Here is a 22,386-nt window from a genome sequence, read left to right as displayed (position 1 = left end):
GTGGCGACGCGGCTTCGGCTGGCTCCTCCTTTCAGGCTACGGTTGGGTTGTGCCGCATCATGGTGTCGTTAGCTCCGCCGCCCGCGCAAGTGCCGAGCTGAAGCCGGATAGCGAGATCGAGAAATTGACCTCTTGGCCGCTATCATTGGCGGCCGCTTTGACCTTGAGCGCCGTTCCAGCACGCATCGCCGTCACCGCGTCCGGATTGAAAGTCAGCGGGACAAGGCACCCTGCCGGCAGACAGGTCGAGAAGCGCAGCGCGGGCAGGAACTCGCCCTCGTCAATGGACAGCACCGCCCCTTGATCGAGGTTGAGACCGAACGGCAGCACCAGCGTCCCGCTGGCCGCCTGTCCGCCCTCGGCCGCCGTCAGTTCGATGGCGAGAACACGCTGCCGGTTCTCACCACGCACCTGGGTTTGCGACATGACGCAGCGGATGGCTTCCTCGCGCATTGCGCAAGCGACGGTCCAGTCGCCATGCTTTTCATTGAGCGACGAGGCGCCGCCAGGGAGGCCCTGTGCAAGTGCGGGGCCTGTGCTCATCATGGCGACAACGGCAACGGATCGGATCGCATTCGTGGAAAGCTGCATGTTCAGAACTTCACATTGAGGCCGACGCTGCCGGCATGGCTTTGTTGGTTGCCCGAGAACAGGCCGTCATAGCGGGCGCGGATCGTCATATCGTTGCCGATCTCGAAGGCCAGTCCAGCGCCCAGGCGGAGTCGGTCTCTGCCGGCGTCGGGACCATTGACGGTGAAGTCGACGGGGCTTCCGGCAAGGAGATGATCCGCGCCAGGCACGGTGCCGGCGAAGGCGTGTTCCCAAACCGCGCGACCGTCGAACGTGACCTTGCCGTTCCCTGTGTCGATCGTATGGGCGAGAGCGATGCCGAGCCCGGTGTCCAGCCAGCCATAGCCTTGCCCGGTGGAAGTCAGGCCGAGCGCGCCCGCGCCGGTCTCCGAATAGCCGCCGTTGCCGCTCCACCCTGCGTCGAGGGTGAATAGTGGCGAGATGGTGAAGCCGCTATTCATCTCGAACGCATAGGCCAGCTCGGTTGAGAGGCCGATCGTGTGGTTCCAGTAGTCCGCCTCCGCCGTGCGGTTGATGCCGCCAACAATGATCTGGCGGTGCGTCGAGATAGAGCTTGCCGCATAGGCGGCCGATCCTGCGAGCGACCACGGACCATTGGTCCAGGCGCCATAGGCGCCGAGATGGAATCCGTCCGCGTCCATCGAAGACAGGCGCGCATCGACCGTACCGCCGCTGCGCAGATAGCCGAAGGCCAAGCCGGCCACGGCATTGCCGCTGCCCACATCGACCACGCCCTCATAGCCGCCGGCAATGCCGGCCGTCCACCAGTCCAGCGCGCCGGCATTGCCATCGCTGTCGATGGTGCCGCGCGCCCCGAGAGGAGCGGCCCATGCACCGCGGACACGAGCGTCGGCATAGTCCCCCGTTGCCGCGTCGATGGCGTGGACGCCAAGGCTTGCCGAAGCGGTTGGGCCATAGGCCGACACGTTTGTGATCGGTGCGGAGACCACGCCGGCACCGACCATGCCATTGCCTATCCCGGCCGACGCCTGCTGGCGCAGCGTGCGGTTGAACAAGGCGAAGGTCTGGTTGATGACGTGCTGGCCGGAGGCATGGATCTCGCCCGAAGTCAGGTCGTAGGCGCGGCGAGCTTCATCCGCGTCCGTCATCACCAACAGCTCGTTGAAAACGGCGAGTGCATCGTCGCTCTGCTCCAGGCCGTCGAGCGCACCCGCCACCTGGAACTGGTTGAAGGTGAGCGCGGCGTCGGTGAACGAAGCAGACCGCGACAGGGAAAGGTCGACAAACTCAGTGCCGGCAACGAGATCGGTTCCGTAGATCAGCTCCGCGTCAAGGAAGAGGAACGGCTGGTTGAAGGTGAACTCCGCATTGTCGACCAGCGAGCCGGCCGTCAGCAGCCGATAGGTCTGCCCATTCAAGTAGCTGGTCTCCGCGCTCAGCTTCTCGATCTGGACTGCGCCACCGTCAATGGTGGCCGTGCCGGTGACGGAGATCAGGTCGGACTGATCCGGCGCCTCGACATGGGCGATATAGGTCGATCCCGCCTCGAGGGTCAGGTCGCCGTCGACGGTGAGCGTGCCGATCTGGCCGGCATCGCCGGGCGAGATAACGCCGCCGTTTCCGACCACCGTATCGCCGACCGTGCCGCCGCCGATCAGCATGCCGCCAGTATTGACCGCGAGCGAGCCGCCGAGCGCATTGGCCACGTCGAGCGCGCCGCCGTCAATGTCGGTATGGCCGGCATAGGCGCTGTTGTCGCTGGTCAGCTTCAGCAGGCCGGCGCCGGTCTTGGTGAAGGTTCCGGTCCCGTCGCCCGACAGCAGGATGTCCGACGAGGCATCGGCGGTCTGGTCGAAGACCAGTTCGCCGCCGGTCTCCAGGGTGGCGTCGCCGCCGAACCGCTCGGCCGCCGTGACAACGCTGCCGCCGCCGATCGTCCAGTCGAGCGCACTAGTCCCGGCCAGCGTCAATGCGCCCGCGCCGTCCTTGATCATGACGCCATCCGTGCTGCCAAGCCCGACGATGTCGCCTGCGAAGGTCGCGTCCGTCGTCTGCGAGAAGATCACCGTCCCGGCATTGGCGATGTCACCGCTGATCGAGCTGCTGTCGCCGACAAGCGTCCCGGCCTCAACAGTCGTGTCGCCATAACCATTGGCCCCGGTTAGGACCAGTGTCCCGCCGCCCCGCTTCACGAGGTCGCCAGCGCCGGCGATGACGCCATCGAGGTCGAGCGTGGTGGACGCGGCGACATCGAACACGCCATCGGCAAGCAGCGCCATGTCGCGGCTGCTGGCAAAGGAGCCGGTCGTCGCCAGCACGCCGCCATTGAAGGTGACTCCGCCCGAAGCGTTGCCGAGATTGGCGTCCGCCGTGACCTGTAGCACGCCAGCATCGATCTGCGTGCCGCCAAAGTAGGTATTGGTCCCGGACAGAACCATCGTGCCGGCGCCGTCCTTCACGAGGGGGCCGACCCCGGAAACGACGCCATCGACACCGAATACGACGCCGCCCGCGATGTCGAATCGCCCTCCGGGCGACAGCGCCACATTGCGGGCGGTGTCGAACGATCCTGTTACGGCAAGGGTGCCGCTAGCCAGCCCCAGACCGCCCGCGGCGTCGCCGAGATTGGCGTCCTGCGAGACCTGCAAAGTTCCCCCGGCGATCTGGGTGCCACCCGTATAGGTGTTGTTTCCGGTGAGGATCAGCGTGCCGAGATCGGTCTTGATCAGTTTGCCGCCGCCCGTCAGGTTCGATGCGATGGTGGCGGTATATCCGGCACCGTCGGCGGTTCCGTCACCCAGGCGGATGAGCGCCTCGCTGCCCGCCAGATCGATGGCGTCGCCCGTGAGCACATAGCCATCCGTCGCGAACTGCATGCCGGTCACGGATAGCGCGCCGGCGCTGTCGTCGGCGGTCACCGTGCCGGCAGCCCCCGAGAATATCACGTAGCCGGGAACCGGCGTCATCGCGCCATTCACCGATCCGTCGGCACCCGTCCAGTTGGGACTGGTCGGCGTCCAGACGCCGCTTCCGCCATCGATCAGGCCGTTATCGGCGTTGCCGGGCGCGTCCCCGTCCCAGAACAGCAGGTCGCCGACATAGGCGCTGTTGACGAGGTTGACCTGGCCGGAAACGACACCCGCCTGAACCTCCAGATCGGCGGGATCGATGCCGCCGGGCACCGCGCCGATGTCGAGCGTGTTGTCCGTCAGCGTGCCGCCATAGTCCATGAGCCGATAGAGGCCGGGACCGAAGCCGCCAGCGTCGGCGACATTGAGCGTCCCGTCCAGCGTTAGGTCGCCCGTCACGTCGAACAGGGCCGTCGTGCCGGGCGCGCCAAGGCTCACATCGACGATCGAGCCGGAGTCGAGATCGAGTGAGGCCATCGTCAGGGTCTGGCCTTGCGCACCGATCAAGTGGCCGCCCGAGGCGATGACCGTGTCGCCGACGACGCCGCCGCCCGACAGCGCCGCCCCGGACGCCACGGTCGTCAGGCTGCTTGACGCGATCGAACCGTCGACGACGAGTTCGCCGCCGAGAACGTCGGTGGCGCCGGTATAGGTGTTGATGCCCGAAAGCGTCAGCGTGCCCGCGCCGACCTTTGCCAGCGAGCCGCCCGTCGCTGGGTCGATGCCGCCGTCGCGGATGACGCCCGAGAAGGTCGTGGAGAGGTAGTTTCCGCCGACGACGAGCTGATTGTCGCCGAGGCTGACGAAACCGCCGCCCGCGATCGATCCCACCGCGAGGGATTCGATGAGTGGGGAAACATCGACGAGCTGCGAAATGTCGATATCGGCGGTCGCGGTGAGATTGGTCAGTTCCGCCGTTCCGCCGGTCGACCATCCCCCGAATCGGACAAGCCCGCTATTGTTGATCGTCGCTGCGTCGGCGCTTGCGTAGGAACTGAATTCGAGGTCGCCGGCATTGTCGATGATCGCCGTTCCGGCGACGGAATTGTCGAGGAAGCTCAGTCCGCCCTGATTGTCGATCTCCGCCTGATCGGCGGAGCTGTTATTGTAGAAGATCATTCCCCCGGAACCGAAAAGCGTGATGTCGGCCGTTCCCGCCGTCGAATTGGTCCAGAAAGATATATCGCCGAGCGAGGTGATGGTGGCGTCGCCCGCGGTGCTGTCATTGAAGAAGCTAAGCTCCGTGTCGAACCCGACAGTGATGCTTGCCCCCTCGGCTGAACTGAAGTTGCGGAAATCGGTCTGCGTGCCTGCGCCGTTCATCACGATCGTGGAGGTTCCGGCCCCGCTGTCGTCCCTAAAGGTGAGCAGGTCACCGTTCTGAATCGTCGTCGTCGCGTCACCGGCGCTGTAGGTTCCCTCGAAGATCGCCTCGCCGTTCTGGATCCCCAGGGTTGAGCCAGCGTGCAGAAAGCCGGCACCCGACAGTGTCAGCGTGCTGCCGGCATTGTTGATCATTACGTCGCCGATGCCGGTGCCGTCGACCACGATATGTCCGTCGGCCAGGGTGGTCAGGCCGGTATGGTCGAGGCTGCCCGAAAGGATAAGCGTGCCCAGGTCCGTCTTGACCAGCCCGGCGCTGCCCGTGAGGTCCGATGCGATGGTCGCGGTCATGTATTCACCGGCGCTCGTGCCGTCGCCGACCCGGATGATCGCCTCGCCGCCCGAGCCTACCAGCTCGATCGCATCGCCGGTGAGTAGATAGCCGTCAGTGGCGAATTGCATCCCTGTCACGGAAAGCGCGCCTGCCGTATCGTCGGCCGTCACCGTGCCGGGAGCGCCCGAGAATATCACGTAGCCGGGAACCGGGGTCATCGCGCCGTTGACCGACCCGTCGGTGTTGGTCCAGTTGGTGCTCACCAGCGTCCAGACGCCATCGCCGCCGTCGATGGCGCCATTGTCGGCATTGCCGACAGCATCGCCGTCCCAGAACAGAAGATCGCCGACATAGGCGCTATTGACGAGATTGACCTGCCCGGCAACAGCCGTTTGGACTTCCAGGTCGGCGGCATCGACACCGCCGGGTACTGCGCCGATTTCGAGCGTGTTGTCCGTCAGTGTGCCGCCATAGTCGACGATGCGGTAGAGGCCGGGACCGAAGCCGCCAGCGTCGGTGACGTTGAGCGTGCCGTCGAGCGTCAGGTCGCCCGTCACGTCGAACAGGGCCGTCGTGCCGGGCGCGCCCAGGCTCGCATCGACGATCGAGCCGGCATACAGGTCGAGCGAGGCCATCGTCAGGGTCTGGCCCTGAACGCCGACAAGCGTGGCACCGTCGCTGATCTGCGTGTAGCCGACGAAGCCGCTGCCCGACAACCTCGTTCCGCTCCCGAACGATGCCACGCTGCTCGATGCGATCGAGCCGTCGACCACAAGCTCGCCAGCCAAAACGAAGGTGCCGCCGGTGTAGGTGTTTACACCGGAAAGGACCATCGTGCCGGTCCCGTCCTTGACGAGCGAGCCGCCCGTGCCGCCGCTGACGCCACCATCGCGAATGGTGCCGGAGAAGACCATGTCGGGATTGTCGCCGCCGCCGCCGACCCAAAGCTGCGTGCCGCCGAGGCTGACGAAACCGCTGCCTGCAACCGATCCCGTCTGGAAGAGCCCGCTGTCGATATCGGAAATGTCGATGTCGGCTGTCGCGGCGAGATTGGTCAACTTCGCCGTTCCGCCGTCTGCCTGCGTTCTGAAGTAGACCGTGCCGCTGTTGTTGATCGTCGCGGCGTCGGCGCTTGCATGGTCGTCGAATTCGATGGTGCCGGATGCTCCATTGTTGATCGTCGCCGTCCCGGCGACGGCATCTTCGAGGAAGCTCAGACCGCCCTGATTGACGATCTCCGCCTGATCGGCGGAACTGTCGCCATAGAAGGACATCAGCCCGGTGCTGGTGACGTCGGCCGTTCCGGCCGTCGAATCGGCGTAGAAAAATATACTACCGGACGAGGTGATCGTGGCATCGCCCGCCGTGCTGTTGTGGTAGAAATCGAGCTCCGTGCCGAACCCGACAGTGATGTCCGCCCCGTCGGCTGAACTGGAATCGCGGAAACTGGTCCTCGCGGTCAGCCCGCCGCTGTTCATCACAATCGTGGAGGTTCCGGCCCTGCTGCCGCCGCGGAAGGTGAGCCGGTCGCGGTTCTGGATCAGCGCCTCACCGGCGCTGGAGTTTCCCTCGAAGCTCGCCTCGCCGTTCAGGATCTCCAAAGTCGAGCCGGGGCGCAGCCCAGCGTCATAGTCATCGTCATAGAGGATCAGCATGCTATCGGCATTGTCGATCAGCACGTCGCCGAGCGAGGCATAATTGACCACGATCCTTCCTTCGGCGAGGGTTGTCAGGCCGGTATAGTTGAAGCTGCCGGAGAGGGCGCCGGAGAGTGTCAGCGTGCCGGAGCCCACCTTGTAAAGCTCTCCGCCAACGCCGCCGCCGAGTCCGCCATCCTCGATCGTTCCCCCAAAGGTCCTGTTCTGATTATTGCCGCCGACAACCAGCCTGTTGTCGCCCAGGCGAATGGTGCCGAGTTCCTGGATCGACCCGATCGAGGTCGAAGGCGCTGTCAGCAGGGAAATATCAAGAACCGCTGCCGCATCGCCGCCGATATAGGTCGCGGTGCCTCCGCTGGCCGCCCCACCGATCGTCATCACCCCATTATTTGTGATCTCGGCGGCGTCGGCGGAGCTGGAACCCAAGAAACTGAGTCCACTATTGTTTGTGATCAGCGCGCTGCCGGCGCCGCTGTTTCCCACGAAGTTCAGGGTGTTGTTGTTCTCGATGATGACGTCGCCCGTGCCGGCGCCCCCGTCGGCGCTGGTCGCCCCCCGAAACTCCATGATCCGATTGTTGATGAAGGTCTGATCGGAAATCGAGTCCGAGATGATGCCGCCGATGCCGGCTCCCCCGTCATCGAATATCAAGCCATAGCCGCCCGTCACCACCGCTCCGTTGGTGATCGTGAACGGTGCGGCCGCACCCAGGAACTCGAAAGCCTCGACTTCGGTGACGTCCGTGATCAGGACGGCCGTGCCGCCGCCATCGAATGTCGCGGTTTCCCCCGCTCCAGGAACCGTTCCGCCGATCCAGTTTGCAGGGTCGTCATAATCGTCGTTCGTACCCTGCCAGATATCGTCCGCGCGAAGCTGCGAGGTCGCCAGCGCCGTCGAGGCCAGCAGGGCTGCGAACAGGCAGCGTCGGGCAATCCGGCTTGCGGGTATCGCTTTGTCGTTCATGGGTGATCCGCCCCTCTCAAGTCGTGGAGAGACGCGCGTCCGAATCGTATCGGAAGGCGCATCTCGCGTTGTGGACCACCAAACCAAATGCCGGTCGCGGATCGGTCGCGGATTGCGCTTCAAACGGTTGATTTGCGAAGATTTTCAGATGAATACGCCGGTGTTGCCGTGCGGCCACACGGCATCGAAGCCTGGCCCCGCGCTTCGCTCAGTTCGAGCGCGAGAGGAGGTCTTCCAGAGCTTCGAGTTCCGCATCGCGGCCGAGATGTTCGGCCGCCTGGGTCGCCAGATCGAACAGGCGCTCATGATAGCCGATGCGGTCGAGACCTTCGCGCGCGACCCGGAGCGCGCGGGGCCAATCGCCCGTCAGGATGAGCGACTGCGCGAAGGCGGTGCATATTCCGACGGCGACCGTCTCGATGCGCTGCGCATAGACCATCAGGCTGGCGTCGTCGGCATGATGCTGGACGAACGGACCCGCATAGAGCCGCAGCGCCTCGGCATAGCGCGCTTCCGCCGTCCAGCCCGGCGCGCTCGCCAGCGCATCCAGATCCCAGGAGTCGACCGTAACGCGGCCCGGATCGAGCGCGATGCGGCCGCCTTGCGTCTGCACGGCATCGGCGGCGCCCAGCATCTGCCGCAGGCGATAGACCGTGGATTTCATGCGCTTGCGCGACGTGTCCGCATCGACGTTGCGCCACATCCGGTCCGCCAGCGTCTCGGCGCTTTCTCCGGTCGGTCCGGCGGCGATCAGGTGGACGGCAAGCGCGATCGGGCCGCGCTGCAATTTGGCGGAGGTCATGCGGGAGCGGTCTCCGGCCGTCGCGTCGAAACGGCCGAGCGAGGTGATGCGGATCGCCTGCGCCGCCGTCCCGGAAAGCTCGGCGGCAAGGCCGAGAACCCGCATCAACTCGCCAGCATACTCCGTCTCGATGTCTGCCTCGATCGCCGCCTGAAGGAGTTGGGCCATCTCGCAGCGCCGGATCCAGGGGTGGAGATATATTCTCATGCTGGCGCCGGCCGGGAGCGCGATGCGAAGATAGCGGTGCGCCCGGTCCTCCCGCCCGCAGGATAGCGCAAGGGCGGCACCCCGCAGATGCGTCAGGAAGACCAGCAGCGGGCTCTGCTGCCGCGTTGCCGCCCGCCGCGCCCGACGCATCCAGCCAAGCGCCTCACGGCGCCGGCCCAGCGAATGGAGGATCGTCGCAACACCGTTGCCGTAGTGTACCGGAAAGAGCGCCATCCCGCTGCGCTCGCCGGTGCGATAGGCCGGCATGATATGCGTCAGCGCGGCTTGGTGCTCCCCATCCAGCCACTGCCGATAGGCGGTGAAGTGCTCGTGGAACGCAACGTGATTGGGATGGGTCGCCGGACCGAGACGTTCGGCCAACAGCGCCAGATAAGCGTTCAGCCGGTCACGGTTCTCGAGTGCGGCGGCCTTGAACAGGCCGGCATTGAGGAGCGTGCCGTCCCAAAAAGTCTGCTGGTGGCGCGCATTGGCCGCCAATCCGTCATCGACGGCGCGGAAGGTTTCCTCGCCGGCCGCCTCGAAGATCGACAGGTATTCGGCCGAGACCACATGGCGCGTGCAGATGTCAGCGACGGGCGCCGCGGCCTCGTCGAACACCTGGTTGAGGCGCGAGCGGACCTGCATCACCTTCCAGCGGTCTCCCTCGCCGAAGCAGTAGCGGAACATCAGGTGGATGCCGCGCCGGATCGTCTCGTGGCGCGGCATGGGCTGCCAGTAGAAGTCGAGATTGCGCTGCTCCCATTTCGGGTAGTCGGGATGGTCGGGGCAGCGGAACGACATGGCGGCGAAGGCCCCGCGCGCCAGCATGGATTGGTGGTCCGCGCCAAGCCGGGCGGCGAGCGGCTCCAGCTTGGGAAGCATCGCGATGAGCGGATCGAACAGGCTGCAATCGACCCATTCCAGCCAGATCGCATCGACGAGGGCCGTCCAGATCGGGATGAGCAGCGCCTCCTCCTTCGCCGCCCGCGCGGCGTCGAGCGTGCCGGACAGGAGTTGTCGGGCGCGGGGCGGATTGAGGCTGAGCAGCGAAACGCCGTGCCAGTAGCGCAGCGCGATGCTTTGGTCGCGGATGGGTTCAGGCAGGGGCTCCAGCGCGGTCAGCACGACGCCCAATTCGCCCTTGTCCTTCATGGCCGGGGCGTGAGCCGGCACGGCCTTGGCGAGCGCGTCCCAGGCGCCCGAGGACGCGAGCAGCGCGAGTCCGTCGGTAATCTCGCCACGCTGGATCAACGCCTCGCCCGCGCGAGCGCCGAGAGCCACGGCCTCTTCGGGGGACACCGCGTCGGGATAGCAACGCTCGATCGCCGCCTTGAGGAGATCGTGAAATTGCAGCCGGCCCCGCCCGTCGCGCTCGACGAAAAGCATCTGCCGGGCGAGCCGGTTCAAGGTCCGCTCCGCGCCCGGCGCGTTCAGCGCATGAGCCAGCACCGGGACCGGCATGCTGGGCAGGCTGGCGACCTTCAGGACCAGCCGGCGATCCTCCTCCTCCAGCGGCGCGACCAGCTCGTGCGCGATGAGGTCCAGCAGATCGCCGGTCGCTTCCGACAGACCTGCCTCGATGTCCTCCTGCGGCGGGAAGGCCGCGGTTTGCAGCAGCAGCCTCGCGCCGAGCACCCAGCCGCCCGATGCCTCAAGCAGAGTGGACGCGGTCCAGCCGGAGTCGATGCCGGCATGCGCCGTCAGCAGCGCGCCCGCCTCGCTTTCGTTGAGACGAAGGCTGTCCGACCCGACACGTTCGAGCTCGCCGCGGGCGTTGAACCACAACCATGCCGGATGTGGAGGCTCGCGCGAAACGAGTACGATGCGAACATCGTCGCTGATGTCGCGCCTTGCGCCGGCGAGCACCTGAAGCGGCGGCGCATCGGCCGGCAGGACATGCAGATCGTCGAGGACGAGGAGCATGGGGTTGCCACCGCTACCCGCCGCGATGAGGCGCCGCAGGAAATCGACTGGAAAGGCGATGTCCTCCGGCCCAAGGGCCGGGAGCGCCTCATGCGGGAATGTCTTTCGGAACGTGGCGACCAGGGCGGTGAGGAAAGCGCCCATGTCGGCCATGCGCGCCTCGACGCGCAACCAGACGAACGGATGACCGGACTGGTCGCAAATCTGGGTGGCGAGCGTCGTCTTGCCGCTTCCGGCTGGCGCGCCGATCCAGATAACCGGCCTTGTCGATTTCACCAGGAAGCTGGAGGCGTCGCGGCGAACCACGGATGACGGCCGGTGGCCGGCGTTCGATCCGACCGCGTATCTGATGCCTCCCTTGTCCATCGCGTGCCTCCACCTGATGCAGCCGGGAGCGCGTCAGGCAGAATGAACCGCACGGATCGAATGGTCTGGCCTCGCCCCCTGGCGCACGAACCTTGCTGCCCGGCACAAGCCGCTTGCACGCATGGCATTCGTCACCAAGGTGGAGGTTAGCCTTTCCGCAAGCGGGCGAACAGGGCTCAGCGCTAGTATCGCCGGGGTTCTGCGCTAGTTGAAACTGGCGCCGCCGTGCTTGCGATCCTCGGCATGGCGGACATCCGAGGGGGTCCGTCCGAACCGCCTCTTGAACGCCTGATTGAACCAGGACAGGTCGCCGAATCCGCACTCGAAGGCGATGGCGGTGATCGAAAGGCGTTCCGATCTCCAATCGGTCAGATGCCGGAACGCCGCAAGCAGGCGCTGCTCGCGCACATAGTCGGAGAACGCCGTGCCGTCCTGATTGAACAGCAGCCGAATATAGTGCGGCGAAATCCCATGCCGGATCGCCACCGCATCGAGCGACAATCCGGGATCTGCGAGATTCTCGGCAATATCATGCTTGATGGCGGCCAGCCGTGCGGCCTGGACGCCGCGAGAGCTCGTTTCCTCCAGGGCCTCGGGCTGCGCGTTCATCACCGCAACAATCAGATCGCGCATATGAGAACCGGCCATGCGTCCCGCTTCCGGCGTCAGCGGGATGTCCGCCATTAGTCCTTCCGCATAGGAGGCGAGCAGCGCAAGCGGCATAGAGCGCGGCAGCTTGTCTTTCAGCACCGCGTCGATGTCCTTGACGACCGGAACAATCAGTCCTTTCGGCACCGCAACATTGATGACCCTGGCACCGATCGGAGCCACGGCGGTCATTCGCCCGTCGTTGTGGAACAGGAAAGCCTCCCCGGTCTGCAGTTCGGCACCGCGACCGGCCTGCCCTCCTGCAACCCCTGCCTGGCGCACGATCGTCAATACGAAATCGTCGTTCCCATCGATCGTCTGCTCGTGCGTGCGCTCCACCCTGTAGGGCGAGGCCGTGATCGCAGCAATGGCAACACCGGGCAGAAGCCTCAGCGACATGTCGACGTCGAGGGCGGCTTCATCGACCGAGGCGATGTTCATTCGCGTGACCTGAGCATAGACTTCCTCGACACTCGCGTCCGTCCCGGCAGCGGCCTGCATCGTGGAAAACCGGATCAATCCTCCCGCATTGTCCATGTTCGCGCCTTGCCCCTCAGTCCCACCGACGCCTAGAGACCCGCGCCCGGCCGGGACCTATGATGCCCCGATAACAATACCCGAGCCGGACGAAAGCGGACATAGCTGTCGCGCAGGCTGGGATCATCGCGCCGATCATGGCGCATAGCCGCCGTGGCGTCATACCCTTGAAAGGGTATGATGGGCAGTCAACGCCGCACAAAGTTGGCGTGATCGCCGCCGGCTTAGTCATATCCCTGGGCTATGCGGCGTCGGACATTGGCTGCTCAATGCCGCTGACCACGAAGGCGACGACGACAAACAACACAATCACGCCTGCCAGCAGCAGCAGCATGACGCGCCGCATGGATTGGGTCTTGCCGTCCCGCGCCACCTTCATGTTCGTGATGGTGTGAAAGAACATCGCCATGCGCGGGACGCCGGTCCTGTTGACGAGATCGGGCGAGCGCTTCTCGATCTGGTAGGACAGCGCGATCGCGCCGACGAACATCACCAGCATCAGCGCCGGCCAGATCGTCATGAAGGCTTCGGTCAATGGTGTCATCGGTGAACCTCGAAATCGGACGCGCGACATCCTGTTCCATAAGACGCCCCTGGGCGCAGATCATACCCCCGCCGGGGTATGCCGCGACGATCACCGCCTCGTAGAAAGAGCAGGATAGCGATGCCTTGCGCGCCAGCCGGCTGGATCGTCCAATCGGGGCGGCATGGGCGACACGACGATGACGAAGCGGAGGAACGAGACTTGCCCAAACCGCCCGGCAGGCTGGTCTTGGCCGTGACGGCCTCATGCGCGGCGCTTACGCCGTCCGCGGCCTCGGCGCAGATCGCGTTGCGGCAGGATCCAGCGACCTATAGCTGCGCCGACTATATCGGCGCGGGCGCGCCTGCCACCCGCGAGCGCGCCGAGCGGATGCTGTATTGGATCACGGGCTATGTCAGCGGTGGCTTGTCCGCCGCCGCGCCCGATCTTGCCACGGCCTGGCCGTTTGCGGCTCTGTCGAGCCACATCCATTCGCACCTGCTTGCATCCTGCCCCGCCGATCCCGGCATGGCGATGCCCGCCATCGCCGAGCGTATCGCCGCCGACCTCGTGAACAATCCGGCCGGCGACGTTCCGAAATCCACCAGAGCACAGGAACAGGACCGATGATGCGCGGCCTTCGCACCCTTCCGATCTTCCTTTTGGCGTTGTCGCCCGTAATGCCGGCCTTCGCCAATACCGTCGATCTCGTCCGCGTCTGCGACAGCATGGCTTCGGACCCGCTCGATATGAACCGCAACGCGCTTGGCGTGGAGCGCGCGGCGATCGACATCGACAAGGCTCGCCAGGCCTGTACCGGCGCGCAATCGCAGAAGCCAGGTGATCCTCGACTCTATTTCCAACTCGGGCGCGTCCTCGACGCTGCCGGTGAAGTCGAGGAAGCGTTCGCGCAGTACGGCAAAGCCTCCATGATGCTCTATCCGGCTGCGCAGGCGATGCTGGGCCAAGCCTATGAGCATGGCCGCGGCACGGCGCCGGACATGGCGCAGGCCATCCGCCTCTACCAGTCGGCGGCCGATCTTGGTGATCCGACTGGCCACTACAATCTGGGCATCCTCTACAAGGCCGGGACCGGCCTGGAGAAGGACCAGGCGAAGGCAGCCGAGCATTTCGAGTTTGCTGCGTCGGCCGGACACAAGGGGGCCGCTTTCGAGCTGGCCCTCGCCGGCTTCGACACCGCCGGGACGAGAGCGGAGTACGCGGCGCTGCTCGATCGTTTCCGGGAGGCGGCTGCGTCCGGCATTGCGGGCGGCGCCTACATGGCAGGCATCATGTTCTCGGACGGGCTGGGCGTGGATCGGGACGACGCCCAGGCGATCATTTTCCTGCGGCAGGCCGCCGACGCGGGCCATGCCGACGCCGCATGGCAGCTCGGCCACAAATATGTGGACGGCGCCGGCGTCCCGGCAGACCCGGCACAAGCCTTCGCTCTCTACCGCCAGGCCGCCGAAGCGCGCAGCGCCGGCGGCATGTTCAACCTCGCTGATGCGTATGAGCGAGGAGTGGGCACGGCGGTCGACCTAAAGGCTGCGCTCGATTGGTATCGGAAGGCGGCGGCATTGGATATTCCCGAGGCGGTCAACGCGGTCGGCGCCGCCTACAGCAACGGTCGCGGGGTCGAGGCCGACGATGTCGAGGCCGGCAAATGGTTCCTGCGCGCCGCCGAGCTTGGGGAACCCTGGGGCATGAAGAACGCGGGAGACTGGTTCAGCGAGGGCCGGATGGGCGGCCGGGCCGACATCGCCAAAGGCGTCTACTGGACGCGCCGGGCGGCCAATGCCGGTCTGGCGGAAGCCATGACACGGCTTGGATATTTCTATCTCGAAGGCATGGGCGTCAAGAAGAACCAGCATGAGGCGCTGCGCCTCTTCAAGCTTGGCGCCGAGGGCGGCGACCCCGTGGGCATGAACAATTACGGGAGCATGCTCTATCTCGGCATTGCGGCCGAACTCGACCTGGAGACGGGGTTCGCGTGGATGCTGAAGGCCGCCGAGATGGGTGACGTCGATGGCATGAAGAACGTCGCGGAAGCCTACCGCGACGGCAAGGGTGTCGAGCAGGATGCCGCCAAGGCCGCGATGTGGGCCGCCAGGGCGAAGGAAGCCGAGGCAAACTGAATTTCCTAAGGCGCTTGCCGCCTGATCTACAGAGAGCCGGAGAAGCGCAGCGGCCCCTTTTGGATCAGCGCTTGCGCTCGGATCGCATACCCACTCGGGGGTATGACCGTGGGCGAGACGGCCGCTACCAAGTGTGAGTGAAGTGCATACCCAGAGGGCAGAACACGCGGCCAAGCCGGCGGACATTTCCGGCTCAGGCCCGCCCGAGATGCTCCCTCGGTGAATCAGCTCGCTTCAAGACAGGAGCACGAAATGGATAAACGTGAATTCATCAAAGCGGCGGGGCTCGTCGTCGCCGCCGGCCTGGTCGGCATCATGCCATCGACGGTGCGGGCGCAGAGCGCACGCGAGATTGCCGCGGTAGTGATCCGAAGCACCAGGTTCAACGGCAGGATAACTGTCTTCGACGGCCGCGACGAGCTTCGTTACGGCGTCAGGTTCTCCGCGAACGGTAAGACCTACAACAGAACTATGAGGGTAAGGAAAGTCGACACCGACAAGCTGGGAGCCATGCTCGAAGGAGGCGAGCTCCAGGTTTCGATCAGGGCTGGCAACCTGAGGAAGAGCGGCACGATCACTGCCCGGCTGCGTGGCGACGAACTCTCCGGTACGTTCGGTTCGGATGACAACCAGGGCGAATACCAGACCCAACTGCTCATAGCAGATGACCTTGCGGTCGTCGCGATAGTCGCCATAGTGGCGATAGCAGCAGTCGCGATCACGGCAATCGTCGCGGTTGTGGCGATTGAAACACAAGGGGATGTTAGCGCGGAAATATCCGGCGGCGGCGGCAGTGCCTCGGTCGATCTGGAGGGCGGGGGTGAAGAGGGCGACGGCGGTGAAGGCGAGAACAGGCCGTAGCCGGCAATCGGAACCGCAAGGGGCCTATCGGCGGGAACACGCTCGCATCCGCCTTGCCACCAACGTCCGGGCGAAGCGATGATCGCGCGCCGCTACCCTCATGGCCGCCTGAGATGGCTCTGGTGGCGGATCGTCGGGGAACCGGAACTGTGGATCTTTCCGCGAGAAGTGGGATTTCTTTGGAAGTACGATCCTCCCAATATCCTTCGGCTGAAGGAGCGTCTTGAACCCCTGCCTTCCGATAAAACCGCCGAGTTCTGGTATCGCGACCGCGAGACCGCCCAGGTGTGGCATCGCGTCATCGGGACATCGGGAACCTGGGAGTTTGAGACTTGGACGCCGGTCGATACTTACGCGGGCGACGCGCCTGAGCATACGCCAGCCGGGGTATGACACGGCTCGCGCGCGCGGAAAGGATCGACGGACGAGCAGCGAAGGAGAGACGCCATGCAAGCCGCCCTGTCCGAACCGTCACGCGACCGATCAGCCCGTATGGCCGCCGCGCCATGCGCAAAAAGCAATCGCGCCATGCGCTCCCTGTCCATCACAGCCTTTGCAACACTCGCATTGCTTGCAGCGGGGATGCCCAGCCCGGCCGCAGCGGACGACCTCGAGGCCGAGATCATCGAGATCGCCGAGGCCCTGCGCGAGGACTTCGGCAATGCTGTTCGATGGAAGCCTACCAATCCCCAGATCAACGCCATTTCCCATAAGCTGAGGGATGCCGAATGGCTGCGCGCCTATGTGGAATTGACCTATCGGAATCTGCCTACTGGGCAATCCGCCGCCAAGCCCGGTCAGACCGAAATCACGGTGATCGGCCCCGACCTTGGCGAATTGCCCGGCGGATACCGCCAGCAGATCGATCATTTCCGGCCCGGCACCGCCATCTACGGCTTCCGCTATACCGAGCCCGGCAAGGATGTCGGCATGCGATATGACGGCCTGTTCCGCGTCGACGGCAAATGGTTTCTGATCCCGAAGGCGTGGCGGGCGTTCGGTAAGTAGCCGGCCTGGCATAGCGGGCTCGTCGCAAGCCGGACCCGGCTTCCTCCCGTGCAGCGGGGGACTGACACGCTCGCGGTTATTGCCAGCGAGCGTGTCCATCCCGGCCAAGTTCAGTTCTTCCTGGGCGTTGGCTGCGTGTCTGGCGTAGTTGTATCATCTGCCGGAGGCGTCGTGTCCGGCCCCGGCTTCGGTTTCGGCTTCGTCTCCGGTTTCAAGACGGGCGCTTGACAGTAGAAGTTATCGCCTGCCGCTTCGTAGCGGCAGACCTCGCCCTTCTCGCATGGCGGATCGCACGCCGCATCGGCCGCCCCCGCCGCTCCGAGGGTGAACAGCCCCGCAATTGCTATCGGTCTCCAAAAGCCCACGATGGTTCCTCCGTTCTTCCACTGGCTGCCTTGGGTATCGGGATCATCGACGGATCGCCGGTCCCGGAAACGGAACACCCTCCGATTCGGCCTCATGATCGAAAAGAACGGCGGCGGCCGCATACCACCTGTGGGGTAAATCCGAGCGATGATCGCCTGTCGCCGCTGGCCCGGCCGGCTGCCGGCTCACTCCCATTCCCGAATCCGGACGCGAAACTTCCTGTCGACCGGGATCACGACGATCTTGTTGACGTGCCGGACCTCCAGCCCTGCCGCGAAAACGAACTTGAACTGCCGCGAGCCGGCATTGCAGCCCTGCGCGAGGCTCACCTGCTTGACGCGCGTGCTGTTCGGCGGCAGCGTGAATCCGTCGTCGAACAGCCGCCGCCAGGGGCCGATCGCCACCGGGTTCGTTCCGGGGCCGACCGTTCTGACCTTGGTCAACTGGCGATCGAGCGCGATCTGCCGATCCAGCCTGTTCTCGAACCGGATTTCGATGCCGCACCCGGCCTGGGCGGCAGGAACGGCAGCCATCATCGCCATTGCCACAAGGGCGAGAACCCGTTTTCGCATATCCGCCTCCAATGAGCTCGGCGCGGATCGTAGGAGAACCGGGATCGGCGCGCATACTCCCGCAGGGGTATGCGACGGCGTCTCAACCTGTCTGACCCAGCTTCCTCGATCCGCTCGCCTGTTCTATGCTTTCGAGAGGCGGACCACGCCCAGATTGCCACGCCCGGCCGTCGGCAGCGCCGTGAGGGGTTCGGCAACCACACCACCGAACCGGGCTTCCGTGACCACGACCTCGCGCTTGCGGATCAGGCAGATGACCGCGCTGCATGGCGCCGCGCTGGCCGCAGCCTCCTCGGCGTAGCGCCAGCCGAATCCGCCGAGCGGCGACGTGGCCTGGAACACCAGCCGCCGCCCCTGATGGTCCTCGGCAAGCTCCAGGCAGGCGTGGCAGAAATGCCAGGGATAGCGCGGCACGAATTTCATGCGGACGCCGCAGCCTGGGCAGAAATGTTCGCTTCCGTCCTCCTTTGCGTCCCGTTCGAGACGGCCGCCAACCACTGGAACCCTCGCCATTCTCTCTCCTTTTCAGCGCGCATCCGACGCACTTGCACTATGAGCGGCGCAACGCCCTGGCAACTGCCTCCCGGTCGGATAGCCTGCGCGGCGCATAGATGCGCCATGTCCAGATCACGAGCCCGCCGAAGATGACGCAAGCGGTGAGCATCGCCATGGCAGCACTGAAAAGCTCGCTGCCTTCCTGCAATTGCCGCAGCACTGGACGCCCGGTTGCATAGATCGTGACGAGAAGCACGACGAAGAAGGTTGCGGGAATGGCCCAGCCCCGCCCGGACTCGACACGCACGCCATGCGCAAGCGCCGCATTGGCCACCGTTGCCGCAAATTCACGGTAGCCTTCGGCGTCATCGGCCACAGTGACCGTCAGGGGCTCGCGCGCCGCGCTTGACCAGACGCGCAGCTCGTTCTGCCGTATCCCGCCGAGCGCGTAGCCGATGCCGCCGAAATTGACGTCGATGACGCCGAGGCGGACAAGCGTCCACTGTCCGGCGGCAAGATGAGCGCGGCTTCCACCCGCGCCCTCGATCTGAAGGCCGGCGCTGTCGGCTTTCAGCCGCACACGCTTGCCGCGTATGCTGAACTGCGCTTGTCCGGCGATGCTGTCCGTGTTCAGCTCGGCTTCGGAGCTCAATCCATTCTCCCTCCGGTCCGCGGGACGCAGCGGCTCGGCCTGCCATCATACCGATACTCCTCGCCAACCCTATAAGTCCCTCTTTTCCGTGGGGCGCATACCCCGCAGGGGGTAAGCGTGTGGGCGCCGATACGGGCATGAATCGCTCACGGTCGGATCGTTTGCGGGCGCATGGTCGCGGCGTTCAGTCATCGGCCGGCATGGTACGCCGCATGCAACGGCCGCTTCAACGCCCGAACAACGATGCCCAGGATATTCGGATGAAGGTCAAGGTCAGTTCCAACACGGCAGAGCGCCTCGTCATTGTCCTTCGGCCGCTTGCCGCTGGCATCCTGGTCCCCTTCGCCGTCTCATTGGCCGCAACCGCCGCGATCGTCATCTGGTTGATCGGCAGTTCGTTCAACGTCAGCGTCGCCGACGGCATTTTCCGTTACGATGTGCGGTTTCTTGGCGTCATCCCGACGCAGACATCCGAGGCGCCGGTCGCCGCTGTGAAGGACGTCGATCTCGTCATGGAGACTGCGCTGGGTTTCATCAACACCTACCAGATCCGGGTGGTGACCACGCAAGGCGACATTCTGGTCAAGCTCCCGTTCGCGGATGGTGACGAAAAGCAGCTTCTGGCCGACGAACTGCGCCTGACCATGTCGGATGAAGGCGATGGCGAGCTGAGCTACGGGGAGAACTCGATCGTCGTCGCGCTTCTGCTCGCCGCGACATGCCTGATCGGCGCGGCCTATACCTTGCGGGCGTTGCAGACGGTGAGGGTCGTGGGCGATCGAACAAGGTCGCAATTGTCGGTCCGCATGCGCCGGACATTCTCGCACGGAGAATCCAGAATCGACGTTCCTCTGGCCGACGTCCGGCAGGTGGCGATCGTTTCCAATCAGGCCCTGTCGACCACGCCCAGCTATGCCGTGGCGATACGCACACGAAACGGAAAAACCGTGCCTCTATCCTTCGGACCGATCTTCACTGAGGAATCGGCAAAGAACACCAAGATGCTGCTTGACGGATGGCTGGCGCCGCAAGTCGATCCCGGCGCGTGACACCGAACGCTGCCCGCCTCGATGAGGGATAGTCTTCGGCATACCCCATAAGGGGTAAGTTTTTTCTGCAAGCCCGCCAAATATCGCGAATCCGCGACCAATGCGCGACCGCCCGCGTCTATGGTGCCGTTGCGGCAACGGGAGCGGAGGCGGTCCTTGGAGGAAACACCGAAACTGATCGACCTTGTCTATGCGTCGACGATCGACCCGCATCGCTATGACGATTTCATGGCGTGCTGGCAGGTCCATCTCGAAGAGGTGATTGCCGGGTCGCCGGAAGAGGATGCGACGGACCCGGATGCGGCACAGGCCGAGATCGAACGCCATTTCAATCGCGCCTTCGCCATTCTCGAGCGGCTCGGCCGGCAGGGGGCCGAGGGACGTTCCTTCGGCGCGCTTGTCGACGGCGAATCCCGCCCCGCCGTTCTAGTCGAGCCATCTGGACGGATCATCGCCGTCAACGGTCGAGCGCGCACGCTGTTCGGGGTTTCATCCGGCGACAAGATCGACGTGCTGAGCCTCGAAGCGGCGGGACTGAGCAACATCAGGAAGGCGCTTTCCCGCATAGCGGAGGAGCCGCCCGGCCGCCTGCTGACCGTCACCCGCGTCCTGTCCCCCAAGGATGGAACCACACCTATCATCGCCCTTACCCGAGCGCCCATGATCGGCGACCGGCCGGTCGCGCTGCTGTCTGTCGCCGACATCGAATGGAGCGAACGGATCGGCGAGTTGCTGCGCCAGGTGTTCGGCCTCACACCGGCCGAGTGCGAGATCGCCCGCGGCATTATCGCCGGCTTCCCCCTGGACCGGCTCGCGCGGGAGCGGGGACGTTCGGAGCAGACCGTAAAGACGCAGGCCAAATCCGTGTTGCGCAAGCTCGAACTGCGCAATCAGGCTGAGCTCGTGCGCATGATCGCGGGTTTGATGCAGATGGACGCCGCGCCGGAACTGCTGAGCCCGGCTGGCCGGATCGGCGGCGACGGGCGCACGACGATCATGCTTGGCGGCACGCGGCTGCTCGACGTGTCCGTCATCGGCCCGCTCGGCGGGCGTCCCGTCCTGTTCCTCCACGGCATGCTCGACGGGCATGGCATCACCCGTGCCGCCCGGTCCCTCCTCGACGAGCGGAACATCCGGCTGATCTGCCCGGTCCGCCCCAACTTCGACAGGTCGAGCCCGGACGGCGATGCGCCCGGAGCACCGGAACGCTTTGCTTCCGATATCGAAGCCACGCTCGATCATCTCGGCATCTCATCCTGTCCGGTGATCGGCCACATGGCGGGTTCGGTTTACGCTTTTGCGGCGGCCGCCAGGCTGGGGCGGCGCATCACCCACATCGTCAACATTGCTGGGGGCGTACCCATAGTCTCGACCTCGCAATTCGCGATCATGACGCCGCGCCAACGTGTCGTTGCCCACACAGCCCGCTTCGCGCCCAAACTGCTGCCGCTCGTCCTGCGCGCCGGCATCGCACTTCTCGACAGTGGCGGGGACCGCGCCTTCATGAAGGCGCTCTATGCATCGGCGCCGGTGGACTTCAACGTGGCAAGCCACCCGGAGGTCTTCGCCATCCTCCGGAACGGCTATCGCTTTACGGTGGCGCAAGGCCATCGCGCCTTCGAGATCGATGCTCATCAAGTGGTGCAAGACTGGACCGCGGTCGTGGAGTCCTCGGACCAGAAGGTCATGCTCCTGCACGGCTGCCATGACCCGGTGGTCGGCATGCAAACCGTACGCAATTTCGCCGCCCGCCTCGGCGACCGGGCCGAGCTTGTCGAGCATCCGACGCAAGGGCAGCTCCTGTTCTATGCCGATCCGGGCTTCGTCCTGGACGCGCTGGAGCGGGTCCTCTGAACTGGAGCCGCTGTCATCCTGCTCGCTGGCGTGGCCGTTGATGACCGGAGGTTCAGCCGAACGCGGTGGAGCCGGCGTCTCCTACCCCTGCGGGGGTATGACGTTGGCGGGCTGCGGGAATATCCCGGAGCTCATAGACCTTTGCGGCATACGGAGAGACGATTGACAAAATACCTGCAAACGCGAGCCATCCGGGGCTGGTCCGCAATTCTGGCGCTCGCGGTCGCCTTGGCGACGTCGCTCCCCGCCTTTGCACAATCGGGCGTGGCGTCCCCACGAGACGCCGCCGAAGTATTCGCGACTGCAACGGCCGCCGGCGACGCCGAAACCATTGCGGCGCTCTATGCGTCCGACGCCATCATGCTCGCGCCCGGCGCGGCGCCCATCGTCGGACGCGATGCTATCAAGGCTGTCTTCGTGCGAAACTTTTCGCACGGCCGAAACCGGATGGCGTTCGGGACCATCCGGGTCGAATCCGGCGCCGACCGCGCGGCTGCCTACTGGGAATGGGCTTCGGAGATCACCGGAAAATCGGGCGCGGTGCAGAAGACGAACGGCCGCTCGCTCGTCTACTTCCGCAAGGACGGCGATATCTGGCTCATCAGCGCCGACATGATGCACGTTGCCCCGGCGCAATGACATCGGA

General features: G+C 65.1%; 16 protein-coding genes. 8 read left to right on the top strand and 8 right to left on the bottom strand.

Annotated features, from left to right (window positions below; translation table 11 throughout):
- Positions 1–57: 57 nt before the first annotated feature.
- The 5 genes from M9945_RS16260 to M9945_RS16240 form a co-directional block, all read right to left on the bottom strand.
- Positions 58–591 (bottom strand): invasion associated locus B family protein, encoded by a 534-nt coding sequence (locus tag M9945_RS16260; RefSeq protein WP_367929354.1) that lies wholly within the window; start codon positions 589–591, stop codon positions 58–60.
- A 2-nt stretch (positions 592–593) separates the two neighbouring features.
- Positions 594–7,739, bottom strand: coding sequence for an autotransporter domain-containing protein (locus M9945_RS16255; protein WP_367945412.1), 7,146 nt, complete (start codon positions 7,737–7,739; stop codon positions 594–596).
- 208 nt (positions 7,740–7,947) lie between these two features.
- Complete coding sequence (locus M9945_RS16250; RefSeq protein WP_367929351.1) at positions 7,948–11,037, bottom strand: hypothetical protein; 3,090 nt, start codon at positions 11,035–11,037, stop codon at positions 7,948–7,950.
- Between the two features lie 204 nt (positions 11,038–11,241).
- On the bottom strand, positions 11,242–12,222 hold the full coding sequence (locus M9945_RS16245) for a helix-turn-helix domain-containing protein (RefSeq protein WP_367929350.1): 981 nt from the start codon (positions 12,220–12,222) through the stop codon (positions 11,242–11,244).
- A 241-nt stretch (positions 12,223–12,463) separates the two neighbouring features.
- Entirely contained in the window at positions 12,464–12,766 is a 303-nt protein-coding gene (locus tag M9945_RS16240; RefSeq protein ID WP_367929349.1) for a hypothetical protein, read from the bottom strand.
- Between the two features lie 201 nt (positions 12,767–12,967).
- Between M9945_RS16240 and M9945_RS16235 the strand changes: the two genes are divergently transcribed.
- The 5 genes from M9945_RS16235 to M9945_RS16215 all read left to right on the top strand — a co-directional run bounded on the left by M9945_RS16235 (position 12,968) and on the right by M9945_RS16215 (position 16,752).
- Positions 12,968–13,375, top strand: coding sequence for a hypothetical protein (locus M9945_RS16235; RefSeq protein ID WP_367929348.1), 408 nt, complete (start codon positions 12,968–12,970; stop codon positions 13,373–13,375).
- The gene (locus tag M9945_RS16230) at positions 13,372–14,883 is read left to right on the top strand and encodes a tetratricopeptide repeat protein (protein ID WP_367929347.1); all 1,512 of its coding nucleotides are present in this window, start codon (positions 13,372–13,374) and stop codon (positions 14,881–14,883) included. The genes M9945_RS16235 and M9945_RS16230 overlap by 4 nt, the downstream gene beginning before the upstream one ends.
- Positions 14,884–15,135: 252 nt before the next feature.
- Positions 15,136–15,744, top strand: a complete 609-nt coding sequence (locus tag M9945_RS16225) for a hypothetical protein (protein ID WP_367929346.1) — start codon at positions 15,136–15,138, stop codon at positions 15,742–15,744.
- A 78-nt stretch (positions 15,745–15,822) separates the two neighbouring features.
- Complete coding sequence (locus M9945_RS16220; RefSeq protein WP_367929345.1) at positions 15,823–16,137, top strand: hypothetical protein; 315 nt, start codon at positions 15,823–15,825, stop codon at positions 16,135–16,137.
- 54 nt (positions 16,138–16,191) lie between these two features.
- The gene (locus tag M9945_RS16215; RefSeq protein ID WP_367929344.1) at positions 16,192–16,752 is read left to right on the top strand and encodes a hypothetical protein; all 561 of its coding nucleotides are present in this window, start codon (positions 16,192–16,194) and stop codon (positions 16,750–16,752) included.
- Between the two features lie 551 nt (positions 16,753–17,303).
- Here the strand turns inward: M9945_RS16215 and M9945_RS16210 are convergent.
- The 3 genes from M9945_RS16210 to M9945_RS16200 all read right to left on the bottom strand — a co-directional run bounded on the left by M9945_RS16210 (position 17,304) and on the right by M9945_RS16200 (position 18,837).
- A complete protein-coding gene (locus tag M9945_RS16210) occupies positions 17,304–17,654 on the bottom strand; it encodes a hypothetical protein (RefSeq protein ID WP_367929343.1) in 351 nt (116 codons plus the stop codon).
- Positions 17,655–17,813: 159 nt separating this feature from the next.
- On the bottom strand, positions 17,814–18,113 hold the full coding sequence (locus tag M9945_RS16205; RefSeq protein ID WP_367929342.1) for a hypothetical protein: 300 nt from the start codon (positions 18,111–18,113) through the stop codon (positions 17,814–17,816).
- A gap of 127 nt (positions 18,114–18,240) precedes the next feature.
- Positions 18,241–18,837 carry a hypothetical protein gene (locus M9945_RS16200; RefSeq protein WP_367929341.1) on the bottom strand — a complete coding sequence of 199 codons (597 nt, stop codon included), beginning with the start codon at positions 18,835–18,837 and terminating at the stop codon, positions 18,241–18,243.
- 260 nt (positions 18,838–19,097) lie between these two features.
- Between M9945_RS16200 and M9945_RS16195 the strand changes: the two genes are divergently transcribed.
- The 3 genes from M9945_RS16195 to M9945_RS16185 all read left to right on the top strand — a co-directional run bounded on the left by M9945_RS16195 (position 19,098) and on the right by M9945_RS16185 (position 22,379).
- Positions 19,098–19,886: a hypothetical protein gene (locus M9945_RS16195; RefSeq protein ID WP_367929340.1), complete on the top strand. Its 789-nt coding sequence runs from the start codon at positions 19,098–19,100 to the stop codon at positions 19,884–19,886.
- Between the two features lie 156 nt (positions 19,887–20,042).
- Positions 20,043–21,740, top strand: a complete 1,698-nt coding sequence (locus M9945_RS16190; RefSeq protein WP_367929339.1) for an alpha/beta fold hydrolase — start codon at positions 20,043–20,045, stop codon at positions 21,738–21,740.
- Between the two features lie 162 nt (positions 21,741–21,902).
- The gene (locus M9945_RS16185; RefSeq protein ID WP_367929338.1) at positions 21,903–22,379 is read left to right on the top strand and encodes a nuclear transport factor 2 family protein; all 477 of its coding nucleotides are present in this window, start codon (positions 21,903–21,905) and stop codon (positions 22,377–22,379) included.
- Positions 22,380–22,386: the final 7 nt, after the last annotated feature.

This window comes from Aquamicrobium sp. (assembly GCF_023954335.1).
Lineage (GTDB): Bacteria > Pseudomonadota > Alphaproteobacteria > Rhizobiales > Rhizobiaceae > Aerobium.
Note: the sequence above shows the minus strand (reverse complement) of the source record. Positions and strands in the feature narration are given on the sequence as shown.

Excerpts from the sequence above, each read along its gene's own strand:
- M9945_RS16260 (WP_367929354.1), bottom strand. The coding sequence starts at position 591 with ATGCAGCTTTCCACGAATGCGATCCGATCCGTTGCCGTTGTCGCCATG.
- M9945_RS16255 (WP_367945412.1), bottom strand. The coding sequence starts at position 7,739 with ATGAACGACAAAGCGATACCCGCAAGCCGGATTGCCCGACGCTGCCTG.
- M9945_RS16250 (WP_367929351.1), bottom strand. The coding sequence starts at position 11,037 with ATGGACAAGGGAGGCATCAGATACGCGGTCGGATCGAACGCCGGCCAC.
- M9945_RS16245 (WP_367929350.1), bottom strand. The coding sequence starts at position 12,222 with ATGGACAATGCGGGAGGATTGATCCGGTTTTCCACGATGCAGGCCGCT.
- M9945_RS16240 (WP_367929349.1), bottom strand. The coding sequence starts at position 12,766 with ATGACACCATTGACCGAAGCCTTCATGACGATCTGGCCGGCGCTGATG.
- M9945_RS16230 (WP_367929347.1), top strand. The coding sequence starts at position 13,372 with ATGATGCGCGGCCTTCGCACCCTTCCGATCTTCCTTTTGGCGTTGTCG.
- M9945_RS16225 (WP_367929346.1), top strand. The coding sequence starts at position 15,136 with ATGGATAAACGTGAATTCATCAAAGCGGCGGGGCTCGTCGTCGCCGCC.
- M9945_RS16220 (WP_367929345.1), top strand. The coding sequence starts at position 15,823 with ATGATCGCGCGCCGCTACCCTCATGGCCGCCTGAGATGGCTCTGGTGG.
- M9945_RS16215 (WP_367929344.1), top strand. The coding sequence starts at position 16,192 with ATGCAAGCCGCCCTGTCCGAACCGTCACGCGACCGATCAGCCCGTATG.
- M9945_RS16210 (WP_367929343.1), bottom strand. The coding sequence starts at position 17,654 with ATGATGGCTGCCGTTCCTGCCGCCCAGGCCGGGTGCGGCATCGAAATC.
- M9945_RS16205 (WP_367929342.1), bottom strand. The coding sequence starts at position 18,113 with ATGAAATTCGTGCCGCGCTATCCCTGGCATTTCTGCCACGCCTGCCTG.
- M9945_RS16195 (WP_367929340.1), top strand. The coding sequence starts at position 19,098 with ATGAAGGTCAAGGTCAGTTCCAACACGGCAGAGCGCCTCGTCATTGTC.